The sequence below is a fragment of the Pseudomonas sp. FP1154 genome (genome assembly GCF_030687245.1).
GTDB lineage: Bacteria > Pseudomonadota > Gammaproteobacteria > Pseudomonadales > Pseudomonadaceae > Aquipseudomonas > Aquipseudomonas rhizophila.
In genome coordinates, this window is the sequence record NZ_CP117465.1 from 991,990 (window position 1) to 1,008,776 (window position 16,787).

Annotated in this window: 12 protein-coding genes and 2 rRNA genes; 8 read left to right on the forward strand and 6 right to left on the reverse strand. The window is 58.6% G+C overall.

Annotated features, from left to right (window positions below; all coding sequences use genetic code 11):
• The first annotated feature begins 179 nt into the window (after positions 1-179).
• The 5 genes from PSH91_RS04420 to PSH91_RS04440 all read left to right on the forward strand — a co-directional run bounded on the left by PSH91_RS04420 (position 180) and on the right by PSH91_RS04440 (position 7,048).
• Positions 180-3,067, forward strand: a 23S ribosomal RNA gene (locus tag PSH91_RS04420).
• Between the two features lie 150 nt (positions 3,068-3,217).
• A 5S ribosomal RNA gene (gene rrf, locus PSH91_RS04425) occupies positions 3,218-3,333 on the forward strand.
• Between the two features lie 149 nt (positions 3,334-3,482).
• Positions 3,483-4,142 carry a paraquat-inducible protein A gene (locus tag PSH91_RS04430; protein WP_047229370.1) on the forward strand — a complete coding sequence of 220 codons (660 nt, stop codon included), beginning with the start codon at positions 3,483-3,485 and terminating at the stop codon, positions 4,140-4,142.
• Positions 4,129-4,752, forward strand: coding sequence for a paraquat-inducible protein A (locus PSH91_RS04435; protein ID WP_047229371.1), 624 nt, complete (start codon positions 4,129-4,131; stop codon positions 4,750-4,752). Before PSH91_RS04430 ends, PSH91_RS04435 begins: the two co-directional genes overlap by 14 nt.
• A complete protein-coding gene (locus PSH91_RS04440; protein WP_047229443.1) occupies positions 4,745-7,048 on the forward strand; it encodes a PqiB family protein in 2,304 nt (767 codons plus the stop codon). Before PSH91_RS04435 ends, PSH91_RS04440 begins: the two co-directional genes overlap by 8 nt.
• Positions 7,049-7,225: 177 nt before the next feature.
• On the opposite strand, the gene mksF is transcribed toward PSH91_RS04440, so the two are convergent.
• Genes mksF through mksB form a run of 3 tightly spaced genes read right to left on the reverse strand, consistent with a single transcriptional unit; the run spans position 7,226 to position 12,034 of the window.
• Positions 7,226-10,066 carry an Mks condensin complex protein MksF gene (mksF, locus tag PSH91_RS04445; RefSeq protein ID WP_047229372.1) on the reverse strand — a complete coding sequence of 947 codons (2,841 nt, stop codon included), beginning with the start codon at positions 10,064-10,066 and terminating at the stop codon, positions 7,226-7,228.
• Complete coding sequence (gene mksE, locus PSH91_RS04450) at positions 10,063-10,764, reverse strand: Mks condensin complex protein MksE (protein WP_047229373.1); 702 nt, start codon at positions 10,762-10,764, stop codon at positions 10,063-10,065. The genes mksF and mksE overlap by 4 nt, the downstream gene beginning before the upstream one ends.
• Entirely contained in the window at positions 10,754-12,034 is a 1,281-nt protein-coding gene (mksB, locus tag PSH91_RS04455) for an Mks condensin complex protein MksB (RefSeq protein WP_047229374.1), read from the reverse strand. Before mksB ends, mksE begins: the two co-directional genes overlap by 11 nt.
• Before the next feature lie 180 nt (positions 12,035-12,214).
• On the opposite strand from mksB, the gene PSH91_RS04460 reads away from it, so the two are divergent.
• Both PSH91_RS04460 and rimI read left to right on the forward strand, forming a co-directional pair.
• Positions 12,215-13,000 (forward strand): energy transducer TonB, encoded by a 786-nt coding sequence (locus tag PSH91_RS04460; RefSeq protein ID WP_107322935.1) that lies wholly within the window; start codon positions 12,215-12,217, stop codon positions 12,998-13,000.
• Positions 12,993-13,445 (forward strand): ribosomal protein S18-alanine N-acetyltransferase, encoded by a 453-nt coding sequence (rimI, locus tag PSH91_RS04465; protein WP_047229376.1) that lies wholly within the window; start codon positions 12,993-12,995, stop codon positions 13,443-13,445. The genes PSH91_RS04460 and rimI overlap by 8 nt, the downstream gene beginning before the upstream one ends.
• Positions 13,446-13,725: 280 nt before the next feature.
• Here the strand turns inward: rimI and PSH91_RS04470 are convergent, their stop codons facing one another.
• Complete coding sequence (locus PSH91_RS04470) at positions 13,726-14,130, reverse strand: serine kinase/phosphatase (protein ID WP_076386330.1); 405 nt, start codon at positions 14,128-14,130, stop codon at positions 13,726-13,728.
• A 132-nt stretch (positions 14,131-14,262) separates the two neighbouring features.
• Here PSH91_RS04470 and can point away from each other — a divergent pair, with 132 nt between their 5' ends.
• The gene (gene can / locus PSH91_RS04475) at positions 14,263-14,907 is read left to right on the forward strand and encodes a carbonate dehydratase (protein ID WP_047229378.1); all 645 of its coding nucleotides are present in this window, start codon (positions 14,263-14,265) and stop codon (positions 14,905-14,907) included.
• A 10-nt stretch (positions 14,908-14,917) separates the two neighbouring features.
• Here can and PSH91_RS04480 read toward each other — a convergent pair whose 3' ends face one another.
• Together PSH91_RS04480 and PSH91_RS04485 are read right to left on the reverse strand one after the other, a co-directional pair.
• Positions 14,918-15,445, reverse strand: coding sequence for a lysine methyltransferase (locus PSH91_RS04480; protein ID WP_160893574.1), 528 nt, complete (start codon positions 15,443-15,445; stop codon positions 14,918-14,920).
• A 174-nt stretch (positions 15,446-15,619) separates the two neighbouring features.
• Entirely contained in the window at positions 15,620-16,777 is a 1,158-nt protein-coding gene (locus PSH91_RS04485) for a hypothetical protein (protein ID WP_047229380.1), read from the reverse strand.
• Positions 16,778-16,787: the final 10 nt, after the last annotated feature.

Below are 16,787 nucleotides of genomic sequence, written 5' to 3' on the forward strand. Positions count from 1 at the left end.
TCTAGTCTTTTGATTAGATCGTTCTTTAAAAATTTGGGTATGTGATAGAAAGATAGACTGGACGTTACTTTCACTGGTAACGGATCAGGCTAAGGTAAAATTTGTGAGTTGCTCTTAGAGCATGCGAATTTTCGGCGAATGTCGTCTTCACAGTATAACCAGATTGCTTGGGGTTATATGGTCAAGTGAAGAAGCGCATACGGTGGATGCCTTGGCAGTCAGGCGATGAAAGACGTGGTAGCCTGCGAAAAGCTTCGGGGAGTCGGCAAACAGACTTTGATCCGGAGATGTCTGAATGGGGGAACCCAGCCATCATAAGATGGTTATCTTGTACTGAATACATAGGTGCAAGAGGCGAACCAGGGGAACTGAAACATCTAAGTACCCTGAGGAAAAGAAATCAACCGAGATTCCCTTAGTAGTGGCGAGCGAACGGGGACTAGCCCTTAAGTGGCTTTGAGATTAGCGGAACGCTCTGGAAAGTGCGGCCATAGTGGGTGATAGCCCTGTACGCGAAAATCTCTTAGTCATGAAATCGAGTAGGACGGAGCACGAGAAACTTTGTCTGAATATGGGGGGACCATCCTCCAAGGCTAAATACTACTGACTGACCGATAGTGAACTAGTACCGTGAGGGAAAGGCGAAAAGAACCCCGGAGAGGGGTGAAATAGATCCTGAAACCGTATGCGTACAAGCAGTGGGAGCCCACTTTGTTGGGTGACTGCGTACCTTTTGTATAATGGGTCAGCGACTTATTTTCAGTGGCGAGCTTAACCGAATAGGGGAGGCGTAGCGAAAGCGAGTCTTAATAGGGCGTCTAGTCGCTGGGAATAGACCCGAAACCGGGCGATCTATCCATGGGCAGGTTGAAGGTTGGGTAACACTAACTGGAGGACCGAACCGACTACCGTTGAAAAGTTAGCGGATGACCTGTGGATCGGAGTGAAAGGCTAATCAAGCTCGGAGATAGCTGGTTCTCCTCGAAAGCTATTTAGGTAGCGCCTCATGTATCACTGTAGGGGGTAGAGCACTGTTTCGGCTAGGGGGTCATCCCGACTTACCAAACCGATGCAAACTCCGAATACCTACAAGTGCCGAGCATGGGAGACACACGGCGGGTGCTAACGTCCGTCGTGAAAAGGGAAACAACCCAGACCGTCAGCTAAGGTCCCAAAGTTATGGTTAAGTGGGAAACGATGTGGGAAGGCTTAGACAGCTAGGAGGTTGGCTTAGAAGCAGCCACCCTTTAAAGAAAGCGTAATAGCTCACTAGTCGAGTCGGCCTGCGCGGAAGATGTAACGGGGCTCAAACCATACACCGAAGCTACGGGTATCACTTAGGTGATGCGGTAGAGGAGCGTTCTGTAAGCCTGTGAAGGTGAGTTGAGAAGCTTGCTGGAGGTATCAGAAGTGCGAATGCTGACATGAGTAACGACAATGGGTGTGAAAAACACCCACGCCGAAAGACCAAGGTTTCCTGCGCAACGTTAATCGACGCAGGGTTAGTCGGTCCCTAAGGCGAGGCTGAAAAGCGTAGTCGATGGAAAACAGGTTAATATTCCTGTACTTCTGGTTATTGCGATGGAGGGACGGAGAAGGCTAGGCCAGCTTGGCGTTGGTTGTCCAAGTTTAAGGTGGTAGGCTGAGATCTTAGGTAAATCCGGGATCTTAAGGCCGAGAGCTGATGACGAGTTACCCTTTGGGTGACGAAGTGGTTGATGCCATGCTTCCAAGAAAAGCTTCTAAGCTTCAGGTAACCAGGAACCGTACCCCAAACCGACACAGGTGGTTGGGTAGAGAATACCAAGGCGCTTGAGAGAACTCGGGTGAAGGAACTAGGCAAAATGGCACCGTAACTTCGGGAGAAGGTGCGCCGGTGAGGGTGAAGCACTTGCTGCGTAAGCCCACGCCGGTCGAAGATACCAGGCCGCTGCGACTGTTTATTAAAAACACAGCACTCTGCAAACACGAAAGTGGACGTATAGGGTGTGACGCCTGCCCGGTGCCGGAAGGTTAATTGATGGGGTTAGCTAACGCGAAGCTCTTGATCGAAGCCCCGGTAAACGGCGGCCGTAACTATAACGGTCCTAAGGTAGCGAAATTCCTTGTCGGGTAAGTTCCGACCTGCACGAATGGCGTAACGATGGCGGCGCTGTCTCCACCCGAGACTCAGTGAAATTGAAATCGCTGTGAAGATGCAGTGTATCCGCGGCTAGACGGAAAGACCCCGTGAACCTTTACTATAGCTTTGCACTGGACTTTGAATTTGCTTGTGTAGGATAGGTGGGAGGCTTTGAAGCGTGGACGCCAGTTCGCGTGGAGCCATCCTTGAAATACCACCCTGGCAACTTTGAGGTTCTAACTCAGGTCCGTTATCCGGATCGAGGACAGTGTATGGTGGGTAGTTTGACTGGGGCGGTCTCCTCCTAAAGAGTAACGGAGGAGTACGAAGGTGCGCTCAGACCGGTCGGAAATCGGTCGTAGAGTATAAAGGCAAAAGCGCGCTTGACTGCGAGACAGACACGTCGAGCAGGTACGAAAGTAGGTCTTAGTGATCCGGTGGTTCTGTATGGAAGGGCCATCGCTCAACGGATAAAAGGTACTCCGGGGATAACAGGCTGATACCGCCCAAGAGTTCATATCGACGGCGGTGTTTGGCACCTCGATGTCGGCTCATCACATCCTGGGGCTGAAGCCGGTCCCAAGGGTATGGCTGTTCGCCATTTAAAGTGGTACGCGAGCTGGGTTTAGAACGTCGTGAGACAGTTCGGTCCCTATCTGCCGTGGACGTTTGAGATTTGAGAGGGGCTGCTCCTAGTACGAGAGGACCGGAGTGGACGAACCTCTGGTGTTCCGGTTGTCACGCCAGTGGCATTGCCGGGTAGCTATGTTCGGAAAAGATAACCGCTGAAAGCATCTAAGCGGGAAACTTGCCTCAAGATGAGATCTCACTGGGACCTTGAGTCCCCTGAAGGGCCGTCGAAGACTACGACGTTGATAGGTGGGGTGTGTAAGCGCTGTGAGGCGTTGAGCTAACCCATACTAATTGCCCGTGAGGCTTGACCATATAACACCCAAGCAATTTGCTGACCCGATACAGGGCACCAGATTGCGGTGTGTGAAGACGCTATGAACCGAAAGTTCGCACAACACACAAATCTATCGCATACCCATTCGCTGGAACGTGACCGCAAGGCACGCGCTGGCTACCGAATTTCTTGACGACCATAGAGCATTGGAACCACCTGATCCCATCCCGAACTCAGTAGTGAAACGATGCATCGCCGATGGTAGTGTGGGGTTTCCCCATGTGAGAGTAGGTCATCGTCAAGATTAAATTCCGAAACCCCTATCTGCTGACGCAGGTAGGGGTTTTGTTTTGCCCGCAATAAAATTGCGCCGAGGCTCGGAATAAATTTGCACAGTTATTTTCAAGCCAGCGAACTAGAATAGCCTCCACCTTAGTTGAGCCAGAGCTCTTTATGCCCGATCCGTTTGACGCCCCTCGGTTGTCAGATCTGCCGTTGGATGACTTGGTGGCGTGCCATGAGTGCGACCTGTTGATGCGCAAGCCCCAGCTGGCCCATGGCGAAAAAGCCGAATGCCCTCGCTGTGGGTATGAGCTCTACGCTCACCGACACAATGTGGTCGAACGCAGCCTTGCATTGGTCATTGCCGCTCTGCTGTTGTATGTGCCTGCGAACTTTTTACCCATCATGCAGCTCAATTTGCTCGGCCAATCCTCCCAGGACACCGTTTGGAGTGGTGTGGTCGGCCTGTTCAATACCGGCATGCAGGGTGTATCGGTGGTGGTTTTCCTGTGCAGCATGGGTATTCCGCTGCTTAAACTGCTTTGCCAATTGGCCGTGCTACTGACCATTCGCTGGAATATCGGCCGTAGCTACGGCTTATTGCTCTATCGCATTTATCACCATTTACGCGACTGGGGCATGCTGGAGGTTTACCTCATGGGTGTGCTGGTGGCCATCGTCAAGTTGGCAGACATGGCGGCCATTACCGTGGGGCTTGGTCTGGCGTGTTTTATCAGTTTGTTGCTCGTCCAGGTCTGGCTGGAGGTGGTGATGTCGCCGCATCAGATCTGGCAAGCGTTATCAGGAGAGGACGCTCATGCGGGCGATTGATGCGGGTATTTTGATCTGCACAGAATGCCACGAGCTAAACCGGCAGGAAGCTGACGTCGATACACAAACCTGTACCCGCTGCGGCGCCCTGGTTCATCCTCGTCGCCCAAACAGCTTGATGCGGACCTGGGCGTTATTGGTCACTGCCGCGATTCTCTACATTCCGGCCAACATGCTACCGATCATGACCATCAACTCGTTGGGGCAAGGGGCTCCGAGCACCATCATGGCCGGGGTCATCGAGCTGGTTCAGCACGGGATGATTCCGATTGCCGCCGTGGTGTTCATCGCCAGTATCGTCGTTCCGACTTTCAAGTTGGTAGGCATCGCCTTGCTGCTGTTTTCCGTGCAACGGCACCAGCCCATGTCTGCGCGGCAACGCATCCTTATGTACCGTTTTATCGAGTTCATTGGGCGCTGGTCGATGCTGGATATTTTTGTGATCGCCATATTGGTGGCGGTAGTGAATTTCGGTCGACTCGCCAGTGTCGAAGCCGGTCTTGGTGCAATTGCTTTTGCCAGCGTAGTGATTTTGACAATGATTGCCGCAGTAACCTTCGATCCCCGACTGATTTGGGATAACACGGAGTCGGATGACGACCATGACTGATTTGCCTACCGCTAAAACCCGACCGGCTTCGAACTGGTCCGCAATTTGGGTCTTGCCGCTGATTGCCTTGATTATCGGCGGCTGGCTCGGCTGGCGGGCCTATAACGAAACCGGCATCGAGATCAACGTGCGCTTTGAAAGCGGCGAGGGTATTCAGGTCAACAAGACTGAAGTCGTCTACAAGGGTATGCCGGTTGGCAAAGTGAAGTCCCTCAAGCTCGATGACGAAGGCAGCTCGAAAGGCGTGGTCGCGACCATTGAGATGAACAAGGACGTCGAGCAATACCTCAAGACCGGGACACGCTTCTGGTTGGTCAAGCCGAGCGTGACCCTGGCCGGCATCACCGGCCTGGAAACCCTGGTTTCCGGTAACTACGTGGCTATCAGCCCGGGGGAAGGGGAGCCGATCCGTAAATTCAAGGCCCTGGCCGAAGAGCCGCCGCTCTCGGACGCCAAGCCTGGTTTGCACCTGACCCTCAAGGCCGAGCGCCTGGGCTCGCTGAACCGTGGCAGCCCGGTGTTCTATAAACAGATTCAGGTCGGGCAGGTGAAAAGCTACCTGCTATCGGAGGATCAGAGCACGGTCGAAATCAAAATCTATATCGAACCGACTTATGCCGGCCTGGTGCGTAAACATACGCGTTTCTGGAATGCCAGCGGCATCAGCATCGATGCCAATCTGTCGGGCGTCAAAGTGCGCAGCGAATCCCTGGCGAGCATCGTGGCCGGTGGTATCGCGTTCGCCACGCCGGAGAGTCGCAAAGACAGTCCGCCCACAGACCCGAGCCTGCCGTTTCGTCTTTATGAAGACTTCGACGCTGCCGCTGCCGGCATCCGCGTGAAGGTCAAGCTCAGCGACTTCGAAGGGTTACAGTCCGGTCGTACTCCGGTGATGTACAAAGGCATTCAGGTCGGCAGCCTGAAGAACCTCAAGGTCGATCCGGATCTGTCCAGCGCTACCGCTGAATTGACCCTAGACCCACTGGCCGAAGATTACCTGGTGACCGGCACCCAGTTCTGGGTGGTCAAGCCGTCGATCTCGCTGGCGGGGATTACGGGCCTTGAGGCATTGGTCAAAGGTAACTACATCGCCATACGTCCCGGCGACAAGGGAGGCGCGCCGCAGCGCGAGTTTGAAGCCAGGCCGAAGGCGCCACCTCTGGACTTGCGTTCGCCCGGGCTGCACCTGGTCCTGCTCACTGAAAACCTAGGTTCGCTGGAGGTCGGCAGTCCGATTCTCTACAAACAGGTCAAGGTTGGATCGGTGCAGAGCTACCAGTTCTCCCGCAAGAAAAAGCAGTTGATCATTGGTGTGCACATCGAGAAGGAATACGAAGGTCTGGTCAACGGATCGACCCGGTTCTGGAATGCCAGCGGGATTACGCTCACGGGTGGTTTGACGGGGGGGATCCAGGTCAAGAGCGAATCCTTGCAAAGCCTGATGGCCGGCGGCATTTCTTTCGAGACGCCGGAACCCAATGTGCCGTTGAAAAGGCGCATCCCACGGTTCCGCCTGCATGCAGACCGCGAAGCCGCGCAACAGAAAGGCACAATGGTGACGATCAAGGTCGATCGCGCCGACGGTTTGCGCAGCGGCACGCCGATTCGTTTCAAAGGGCTGGATGTGGGCAAGATCGAGGACGTGGACCTCAGCGCCGACATGCAATCTATCCTGCTCACCGCACGTATCACCGAAGTGCCGGAGCGTATTGCTCGGGTCGGCTCCCAGTTCTGGGTGGTCAAGCCCGAACTGGGGCTGATGAAGACCTCGAACCTGGAGACGCTGGTGACCGGGCAGTACATCGAAGTACAGCCACCGGTGAAAAACCTGGGGCCGCAGAAAAACTTCGTGGCCCTCGCCAGCCCACCGCAAAACGCCGTCCCTGAAGCCGGTCTGAGCCTGGTGTTGAGCGCCGCTCGCCGTGGTTCGTTGAAGACCGGCGTGCCGGTGACGTATCGCGAGATTACCGTGGGCAAGGTCACCGGCTATGAATTGGGCCAGACGGCGGACCGTGTGCTGGTCCATATCCTGATCGAGCCCAAGTACGCGCCATTGGTGCGCAGCGGCACGCGATTCTGGAATACCAGTGGCTTCGGCATGGACTTCGGGTTGTTCAAAGGCGCGACAGTGCGGACTGAGTCGCTGGAGACGCTGATCCAGGGCGGCATCGCTTTTGCCACCCCGGATGGCGAGCGGATGGGCAACCCGGCGCGACCGGAGCAGACCTTCCCCTTGTTCGATCAGTTTGAAGAGGAGTGGCTGACCTGGGCGCCGAAGATCAAGCTGGGTAAGTGATCAGGGGGCAATCAGTCTGTTCTGACGCCATCGCGAGCAGGCTCGCTCCCACGAAGTGTCATCTGATTGCGACGCTAAACCTGTGGGAGCGAGCCTGCTCGCGACAATCCTAAAAAGCCCAATGAAAAAGGCCGCGATCCATTGGATCGCGGCCTTTTTTGTGTCCGGCTATTTACCTCAAACCGGATCCAGCTCCGGCTCGTCGGCCTGCACGTTCACCGTGGCTTTCACCGCATCGTGACGGCGGATGTACTTCCAGTCCGCCTCGTCGATGTAGATGCCGTTGGGGCCGCTGCCGCCTTCCAGGTCGATGGCGACGCTGGCGCAGACTTGCGGTTTCACACTGGCCAGGATCGGCACAAAACCCAGCTGCAAGCTGGTTTCCAGCAGCGCGGCCTGGTTTTTCTCGTCGATGTCTGCCGCTTCGTCAAGGTAGTACGGCAGACGCACGCGACCGGCCTGTTCGCGGTCCATCAGGTGCAGCAACAAATACATGTTGGTCAGCGCCTTGATGGTCATCGTGGTGCCGTTGGACGCCGCACCATCGATATCGGTGTGGATCACTGGCTGGCCGTTGACCTTGGTGATCTCGAAGGCGAGTTCGAACAGGTCCTTGAGGCCGAGCTGGTTGTGGTTGGCCGCCACCAGGCGGGCCAGGTATTCCTTGGCCTCTTCGTTCTTGTTGTCCTGCTCGGCGCTCTGGCTGAGGTCGAACACCGACAGGGTCTCGCCTTCCTCGTACTGGCCGGCGCTGTGGATGATCTGGTCGATGTGCTTGAGCGCTTCCTTGTTCGGCGCCAGGACGATCCGGAAGCTCTGCAGGTTGGACACCTGACGCTTGTTGATCTCGCGGTTGAACAACGCCAGTTGATGCTCGAGGCTGTCGTAGTCGCTGCGGATGTTGCGCAGGGTCCGGGCAATGTCAGTCACCGCCGCACGCCGTGCCTTGCCCAGGGTCAGGGCTTCGTCGGTACGGTGGGCATAGGCGTTGATCAACAGTTGCAGGCGGCGCTCCATGTCGTCTTCGCTGTCGAACTTGGCCACGCCCTTGAGCCGCACCTGGGCGTACAGCGCTTCGATCTGGCCATCGACCCGCAACAGACCCTGCCAGCTGTCCTGGTAGTCATTGAGCAGTGGCAGCAGGTTGTCCATGGAGTCGTCGACTGGGTCCATGAACGGCGTGCCAAACGGCAGGTCTGCTGGCAACAATTGACGACGGCGCAGGGCGTCGTCGAGGGTACGTTGCTTGGCTTCCATGTCGGCGATCTGCCGGCCCACCAGTTGCAACTTGGCGGACAACTGCTGGACACGTTCGGTGAAGGCATCGCTGGAGCGCTTGAGTTCGTCCTGGGCGGCTTCCATCTGCGCCAGTTGCTCAAGCTTTTCGCCTTCCTCGGCACTCAGGGTCTGGGTGCGGCGGAAGTCTTCCAGGGCTTTCTGCGCATCCAGAACCTGCTGGTACAGCGCCTCGGTCTGGGTCTTGCTCGCGGCGCGGTCGGCGGCCACCGCTTGCTGGGTCTTGAGCTGCTTGAGTTCTTTTTCCAGGCGTTCTTTCTGGTCCCGCAGTGCGGCGCGATCGGCCAGGGCTTGCAGGGCAGGCGGTTCGATGTGGGACAGGTCGATGGACAGGCCCGGTACTTCGAAACGCTCACCTTTGAAGCCGTCGAGGATCAGCTCCATGGATTTGACCCACTCGCCGTTCTCGTCCAGCGCGATACCGTGCTCGCCCAGCGGCAGGCTGAACAGCGCACTGTTGAACAGGCGCATCAGGCGTTCAACGTCCTGTTGCGAGAATTCTTCCCGCAGGCGGGCGTAGCTGTTGTTATCGGCGTGATCGAGTTGCTGCTTGACCGACTTCAGGCGTTTTTCCAGATCCCGCAGGCGCTCATCCAGGTCTTCGGCGCTGAACTGCCGGGACTGGGCCAGGGCACCGGCCAGTTCGTCGTGGGCATCCTTGGCCGCGAGCAGTTGTTGCTCGAGGACCTTGACGTCATCCACCAGGGCAAAGCGGTTCTTGAGCACCGACAGTTCGCCAATCCAGCGCTGGATACCGCTGATTTCCCGTTCCAGGCGCATCAACTCCTGAGTGCCGCCGCGCTGGTCGTTCTGCAGCGAATCCTGCTCGTTGCGGTAGTGTTCGGCCTGGATGGTCAGCTCTTCCTTGCGCGCACTGGCGTAGTCCGACCAGGTGCCCAGCAGCGAGTCGAGCAACGGTGACAGGCGATGCAGTTTGCCGCGCAGTACATCGCGCTGCTTCACGCCATTGGCCAGGGCCTCCACCAGCGGACCGGCAGCCACCAGGGAGTTGTAGTCCTGTTCCATGCGTCGTACATCACGGAAGGCCTCTTCACACGCGGCGATGTAATCCACGCTACCGGAACGCAGGCTGTGCTCGAACGCGTCGAGGAACAGTTGCTTGAGCTTGGCCGCAGTAATTTCGCGCATGTGCAACAGGTTGATGAACAGCGCGCGGAAGGTCTTGAGGCTTTGCTCGCTGGTGGAGCGCAGCGGGATCAGCGTCAGGTCCAGCGGAATCGAGGTATGACCGCCCACCAGCAGGCGTCGCAGTTCATCAGGCTTGAGTTCGTAGGCTTTGAGGCCTTCGCGCTCCAGGTTGGTGAACAGCTCTTTCTGACGCAGGCAGGTGTCGTCTTTCTGATAATGGGCCAGGTCCAGCTTGCCGGCGTAGGCAAAGAACTGGTGGCCGAAACCGCCGCCGGGGCCGCGCCCGACCACACCGATCACGTGCGGGCCGTGGGGCAGGGCGACTTCCACCAGGATGTAGCTGGTGTCCGAGGCAAAGTAGAACCGCCGGGATTGCTCCAGGCTGTACTTGCCGAAGCTCATGTCCGACATGCGCGCCAGGATCGGGAACTGCAAGGCGTTGATCGACGCGGATTTACCGAGGTTGTTCGCGCCGTACACCGACAGAGGTTCTTCCAGCGGGAACAGGCCCAGGCTGTAGCCGGCGGTGTTCAAAAGGGCAAAGCGGCGGATGCCGTAGCGTTCCTTGCTCATGCGTCGGTCTCCTGTTCTTCGGCAATGGCACGGGCCAGTGCGTCTTCTTCGCTTTCACCTTCGAATTCGCTCAGATCCAGCGGATCATCGGTTTGCAGCAACTTTTCGTCGCTGTCTTCGTCGATCAGTACCGGCGCCGGCAACGGCAGCACGCTGTGCAGGCTGGCGGCCAGGTCGCGGTCCTGCTGGACCGACAGGCAGACGTCGAGGAAACGGTGCATCGGTGGCAGGAAGCGGTAGACACCGTTCTCTTCGCCGGCAAAACCCAGTTGGGTCATGCGGCGCATGATTTTTTCTTCCAGCTCTTCCTGGGTCTGCACTTCGGCCTGAAGGAACAGGTCGCGGTACTTTTCCAGAAGCGAGGGCAGCTCATCGCGGCCCAGGCTCCCACCGTCGAGCACGGCAATCGGGTCGCGGCCCTGGTCGGCCAGGTGCTCGACGAGGATGAAGGTGAACAGCGCCAGGCGTTGGGCGGTCTTGTTCACCGCAGCGGCGGCGAGGTCCGGCACGAAGTAGTAGAAACCACGGGTGTCGCACACCAGTTCGAAACCCAGGGCCTTGAACAGCGTGCGGTACTGGTCCTGGAAGTTCGACAGTTGTGCGTACAGCTCCGGGTCGCGGCGGCTGACGTGGTAACCCTTGAACAGCTCGCGAAAAATCGGCGCCAGTTGGGACAGTTCGGATAGATCAAGATGCATGGGGGATGCTCGCAGAATCCTCGGCGGCGGTGTCGCGGGCCGAGAGCAGGGCGAAGGAGCGCAGGCTGACCTGATGCTCGTGAGTGTGGTAGTCGCGGCGTTCCAGACGCTCGCGCTTGAAACGTTTTTCCCGCGACAGGCGCGAGAACCAGTACAGTAATTCGTCGGTGGCGCCGTCCGGCTCCTGCTCCAGCAACCAGGTCATCAGGTCCGGCATTGGCAGCGCGTCTTCGCAACGCTCGACCATCTCGCGTACGGTGCGCGGCGCGCGAGGAGCCTCGCCGCCCTTGTGGGTCTTGTGGGACTTGGGGAAGCGCGCCGGTTTCGGTTCGAAACGGGCCAGGGCGTACACGTAGGCTTCGACCTGACTGGCGCTGCCCAGGAAGGTGCTTTGCGGGCGGGTGAACAGCGGCATGGCGGCTTGGGGCACGGCATCGAGGCCTTTGCGCCGAATGGCGGCCAGGGCCAGGGCGGCGCCACGGGTCACCGCGTTGTGACGGCGGGCCTCTTCGCGTAGCGGCAGGAGCAATTCGCGGGCATGGCGCAGGGTCAACTGGGCGCTGGTCTGCATCTCGAGGATGCGCGCGTGGGTGCGCAGCAGCATGTCATCGTCCACCAGGTGGCCGAGGCGCTGCTGTTCGGTGAGCATGCGCAACAGCACATTCTCGACCTTGCGCACGCCTTGCTCGAACGCACCGTCGGCGTTCACCAACTGGATCATCGGTTCGACGTATTCATCCCAGGTCGCCAGTACTTCGGCGTAGCGCTGGCGCAACGGAATCTGCCGGTCGCTGGTCTTGGCCCGTTCGGCCACCGCTACCAGGGCCTGTTCGTCGTTGGCGAGTTTCTTGAGTACGTCGCGCACGCGCATGTCCAGCAGGCGCAACTGGCGGGCCAGGTCGTTGCCGTCGCGAATGTCGAACGCGTCCTGGATGTAGCCGGCCAGGCGCTCGAGGTGGCGCAGGTAGGCTTCGATCTCCAGGCACAGGCCCAGACGGTGTTCGCGGCGCAGGTAGGCGAGGAAGTCATGGATCTGGGCGTTGAGCTCGAAACGGTTCGGGCTTTTCGCCACCGGTACGAGGATGTCCAGGCGGATCCACACGTCCAACAGGTTGGTGATGTCCTGGGGCGTGCTGTCCAGTTGTTGGGCGGCCAATTGTGAACGCAATTCGTTGAGGCTCAGGGTGCCCTGGTCGAAGTGCTCGCACAAAGGTTCCAGCAATGCCCAGTGTTCAGCGAGGGCGCGCAAGACGCGCTTGGGTTCGATCATCGCAATGGCCGTCGGGTTGGCAATTAAAAGGGGCGATTGTACTGCATCAGGCCGGTTGCGATTCACCCCTGAGACGGACTGTCGGTTGAATCGCTCAACTATTGATTCAACAGGGAAGCGATCTGTCTCGAAGGGCGGTAGAATCCCTTCCACTTTCAGTTATCCACAAGTGGCCGACCCTTGCTTATCGAGTCCCGCCGCCGCGCCTATCTGACCGCCATGCAGGTGGTCAACTGGCTGCCGCGTACCGAATTGCCGTTTGCCGCCCCGTCGCGGCCCGAGCTGCTGGAAACGCCCGAGCCGCTGGATATCGAGCCGGTCGTGAGCGCGCCCGTGGCCAGGACGGTTGCCGAGCCGGTGGCGCCCGTGGTCGAACGGCCGAAGATCGAGGTTCCGCGCCCGAGCCTGGCATCGACCCGCACCAACGCCAAACCGGTAGAGGCCGCCGATGAGACCCCGGCCCCGGTCAAGGCCCCTTACGTCGCACCGCCGCGTTTCGCGCTGCAACTGCTACGGGCAGGACGTTGCCTGCTACTGGTGGAACTGCCCACGGGCGAACCGTTTCAAAGCCGCGATCCGGCGTATCTGCTGCTCAAGGACATGCTGCGCGCCGCCGGTCTGCCGGACAGCCCACAGATCATTGGCGAGCCGGTGCGCTGGCCGTTGTTGTCTCGCGGGACCATGGACCAGGGACCAGAAGCGGCGCGGGATTTTGTCCAGGGTTTTGTCTCGGCGCGGCTTGAGGATGAGCCCTGCGTGTGCCTGTGGCTGATCGGCCTGCCGGCGGTGAAATTTGCGGGTGAGGTGGATGCTCAAGCATTCAATCGCGAACTGCAGGTCGAAGGCCTGGGCTCGGCCTGGGCGTTGCCCGGCCTGGAATTGTTAATGGAAACGCCACAGCGCAAGGCTGATGTCTGGCAAGCCATGCGCCGGCTGATGGCGCGTTGGAAAGAATCGAATGAGTGACGCTGTATCGTTCCGCCCGATGACCGAGGCGGACCTCGACGCTGTGCTGAAAATCGAATATGCGGCCTACAGCCACCCCTGGACCCGAGGGATCTTTCTCGACGGGCTGGGCAAGTACCAGATCTGGCTGATGTTCGAAGGCCAGCAGCAAGTGGGCCACGGCGTGGTGCAGATCATCCTGGATGAAGCGCACTTGCTCAACATCACCGTCAAACCGGAAAACCAGGGGCGCGGCTTGGGTTTGCGGCTGCTGGAGCATCTTATGTCCATTGCCTACAAGGCCGAGGCTCGGGAGTGCTTCCTGGAAGTGCGTGACAGCAACCGCACAGCGTTCCGGCTGTATGAGCGCTATGGCTTCAATGAAGTCGGCCGTCGCCGCGATTACTACCCTGCGGTGGGCGGACGCGAAGATGCGGTGGTCATGGCGTGTACCTTGGTGGACTGAACTTGCCACATCGAGGTTAACCGCAACGCCGTCATCGCGAGCAAGCTCGCTCCCACAGAGAGCTTGGCGGTGTGCATCAAATTTGCGCTCGAACACAAAACCCTGTGGGAGCGAGCTTGCTCGCGATGACGGCGGCACATTCAACCCCAGTGCAAACTGATCCACCGCTATCGCGAGCAGGCTCGCTCCCACATTGGATCTGCATCGCTCAAGACATTGGGTTATGACGCAGAACCTGTGGGAGCGAGCCTGCTCGCGATGGCGTCAGCTCGATCGACACTTACCGCTTGCCATCCAACGGATCGATATCGGCCATTTCCGCTTCGTCGAGCCCGTCACCCCCGCCAATGTCATTTTCATCCACTACGCTCAGGTCCCAGTCCGCCCGTTTGTCGTCACCGGCTTCATGGGCGTCCCGGGCACCGTCTTCGCGGATCAGTGTTTCCGGGCTCATGTCGTCGTCGGTGGGTTCGTGATCATCCGTTGAAGCCCCTGTCAGCCCGGCTTCACGCACGCGTTCACGCGGCATCAACTGTTCGCGTTCATTTTCCGGCAGTTCGTCGCCGATTTTCGCGCTGGGCTCTTGTTCGTCGAATTCCAGTTCATGCATCGAGCCCATGCGGTCTTCGTTATCGTCGATGGGTTCCGGCTGGACCGCGTCGAAAGGACGTCGTGAATCATTCATGGCAATTCCTCATACTGTGGGGCTTACTGGGTGGACCCACAGCCGTGGCGAGAATTCCAACGGCATTCTGGACGTGACCTCGACGGGCGGTCGTCTGTCAAAGTTGCGCACTATTCTCGAGGGCTAGATAGCATGAACGAATTACAAGATCTGATTGATAACAACGCGCGCTGGGCCGATGCGATCAAGCAGGAAGATCCTGATTTCTTTTCCAAGCTGGCCCGTCAGCAAACCCCTGAGTACCTGTGGATCGGCTGTTCCGATGCGCGGGTGCCGGCCAACGAGATCGTCGGCATGCTGCCCGGCGATCTGTTTGTGCACCGTAACGTGGCCAACGTGGTGCTGCACACCGACCTCAACTGCCTGTCGGTGATCCAGTACGCGGTGGACGTGCTCAAGGTCAAACATATCCTGGTCACCGGGCATTACGGCTGTGGCGGCGTGCGTGCCTCGATGCAGGATCGTCAACTGGGTCTGATCGACGGCTGGCTGCGTTCGATTCGCGACCTGTACTACGAGCACCGCGAAACGTTGGCCCAATTGCCGACCGAAGAAGAGCGCGTGGATCGTTTGTGCGAGCTCAATGTGATCCAGCAGGTGGCCAACGTCGGCCACACCAGCATTGTGCAGAACGCTTGGCATCGCGGGCAGAAGCTGTCGATTCACGGCTGTATCTACGGGATCAAGGACGGCCGCTGGAAAAGCCTGGACACGACGATCAGCGGTTTCGAGCAGTTGCCGCCGCAGTATCGGCTACGTCCGGTCGGCGCGCCCTGATTCGGCTCATTCAGTCGCGATGACAGCGGCGACGCCAGTGCCGTAGAAATTTCATCCCTCGCTCGTTGGGCGGTTCGTCATAGCCTGTGATCCAGCCATGACAGTTGGACGAACCGCACCGGCAGGCGAACTGTCGATACAATTTCTGTTCGGTACTGGCGTAATCCATCGTCAGGCAGTCACCTTCCTCGATGATGGTCAACGCCCATAACCACAGTTCGCTCATGTCCAGGAAAACGTTCGGGCTGCAGGAGTGCTGCAGCAATCCGGCGAAGCGCGGGTCATACATGTGGATGTCCGGCAGGATCTGCAGTGTATGCAGGCGTCGTCGGCTGACGATCAGCCCCGATACCCTGCACATCCTTTCCAACGGCGCAAACCGCTTGCGGGCGACGATGCCATTGCCGCGGCCGTTAGTCGTCTGGCGCACTTCGAAATCGCGCCTGGATGGATAACCCATGCGCGTGCTGAGTTGTTTCTCGGGGTAGATGCCGTCCCCGTTCGGTGAGGATGCGCTGTCTGCAAGGAAGGTGGTCATGACGGTCCCTGTCGCGTAGGACGCTCGGCCTTCTGGCGCTGGCGATCCTGCCAGCGATCATTGAAACCTGCCTAGCTTCGCGCAACCTTGAAACGCCATCTACTGTCGACTCTGACAGGAGCCAAAGGCGCTTTCCCGCGTGAGCCCAGGCTTACGCAGGAAAGTCCTTGGGGTTTAAACCGCGTCAGGCAGCGCTGGCATGGGGACTTTCAATTGTGGAAGTTGTGATTTGATTGCCGGCTCCGCGCATTTTTTCGCCGCTTCGTCCGCAGACAGCTTGCGGATCGAGGTATAGAACAGCTCACAGGTTTCTTCCTTTTGCGTGACCTGCCAGGTCTGTGTGCATTGATTCAATTGCGCACTCGGATCGGTGCCCGGTTTGCTGCCCATGCCGGCTTGCCAGCATGCAGCGCTGAGGTCCTGCCCCATGACTTTCAAACCTGCCGCATCCGCCTTGGCCTGATCACCGTTGTAGCTGTCAGGGTCGGCGGCATACCAGATGTAGCTCGGGTGGTTGGAGCCCAGGACCGGAACCTTGACACCCGCAGTCGGCGTAATGGTCGCCAGACCCAGCACGTCCACGGTCTGGCCGTACTGTGTCTTGATCCAGTTCCGCACGGGAGCACCGAAGGCCACCATCGGCAGGGCGTCGCCGCTGGCGTTCTGGCTGACTTGCTTGACCATGGTGGTCTGGTAGTCATTGAAATAGTCGTAGACCCCGCCCAGCGCCTGGCCGGCATTGGATGGCGCCGCAATCGGTGCGATGTCGACAATGGTCTGGAAGGCCGGGGTCTGTTCGGCGGCGATGCCGTTGGCGGTCAGCAGCGTGGCCCAGCGATCGGTGGTGGCCGATTCCAGGTAGTCCTGCGCCTGGGTCAGGGAGTAATCCGGCGGGAAGTGCAGCAACTCAATGCTCTTGCGGTTCTCCAGGGCCATGCCCAGCGGCAGGAACAGGTACCAGTCGTAGGCCCACTTGTTATCGCTGTTGAGTTTGGTGGCGCCCTTGTATGCCAGGTCACCGGCATCCAGCAGCGCAGTCAACGGTTTGCCGTAGTCTTGCGGCACGCCGCTAATACTGGCGTAGACCTTATCGTTGTCGCTTTTGACGCTGACCTTGGCCGCGCTGTAGCCGTCACGCTGCACGCTTTGGGTCAGGTAATGCTCAACGGTCTGCTCCAGCGTCCAGTTGCGAAAACAAATGACGTTGCAGTTGTTGGGATAGGCGAAGAGACGGGTGACGCGTTCGGTACTGCCCAACTGAACATCGATGTCGGCATGGGCGGCGGCACTGAAGGCCAGGGTGGCAAGAGAAAGTACGGCGAGTTTGGACATGCTCAGATCC

Excerpts from the sequence above, each read along its gene's own strand:
- PSH91_RS04470 (WP_076386330.1), bottom strand. The coding sequence starts at position 14,130 with ATGAATGATTCACGACGTCCTTTCGACGCGGTCCAGCCGGAACCCATC.
- PSH91_RS04485 (WP_047229380.1), bottom strand. The coding sequence starts at position 16,777 with ATGTCCAAACTCGCCGTACTTTCTCTTGCCACCCTGGCCTTCAGTGCC.
- PSH91_RS04480 (WP_160893574.1), bottom strand. The coding sequence starts at position 15,445 with ATGACCACCTTCCTTGCAGACAGCGCATCCTCACCGAACGGGGACGGC.
- mksE (WP_047229373.1), bottom strand. The coding sequence starts at position 10,764 with ATGCATCTTGATCTATCCGAACTGTCCCAACTGGCGCCGATTTTTCGC.
- PSH91_RS04435 (WP_047229371.1), top strand. The coding sequence starts at position 4,129 with ATGCGGGCGATTGATGCGGGTATTTTGATCTGCACAGAATGCCACGAG.
- PSH91_RS04430 (WP_047229370.1), top strand. The coding sequence starts at position 3,483 with ATGCCCGATCCGTTTGACGCCCCTCGGTTGTCAGATCTGCCGTTGGAT.
- PSH91_RS04440 (WP_047229443.1), top strand. The coding sequence starts at position 4,745 with ATGACTGATTTGCCTACCGCTAAAACCCGACCGGCTTCGAACTGGTCC.
- mksB (WP_047229374.1), bottom strand. The coding sequence starts at position 12,034 with ATGATCGAACCCAAGCGCGTCTTGCGCGCCCTCGCTGAACACTGGGCA.
- rimI (WP_047229376.1), top strand. The coding sequence starts at position 12,993 with ATGAGTGACGCTGTATCGTTCCGCCCGATGACCGAGGCGGACCTCGAC.
- can (WP_047229378.1), top strand. The coding sequence starts at position 14,263 with ATGAACGAATTACAAGATCTGATTGATAACAACGCGCGCTGGGCCGAT.
- mksF (WP_047229372.1), bottom strand. The coding sequence starts at position 10,066 with ATGAGCAAGGAACGCTACGGCATCCGCCGCTTTGCCCTTTTGAACACC.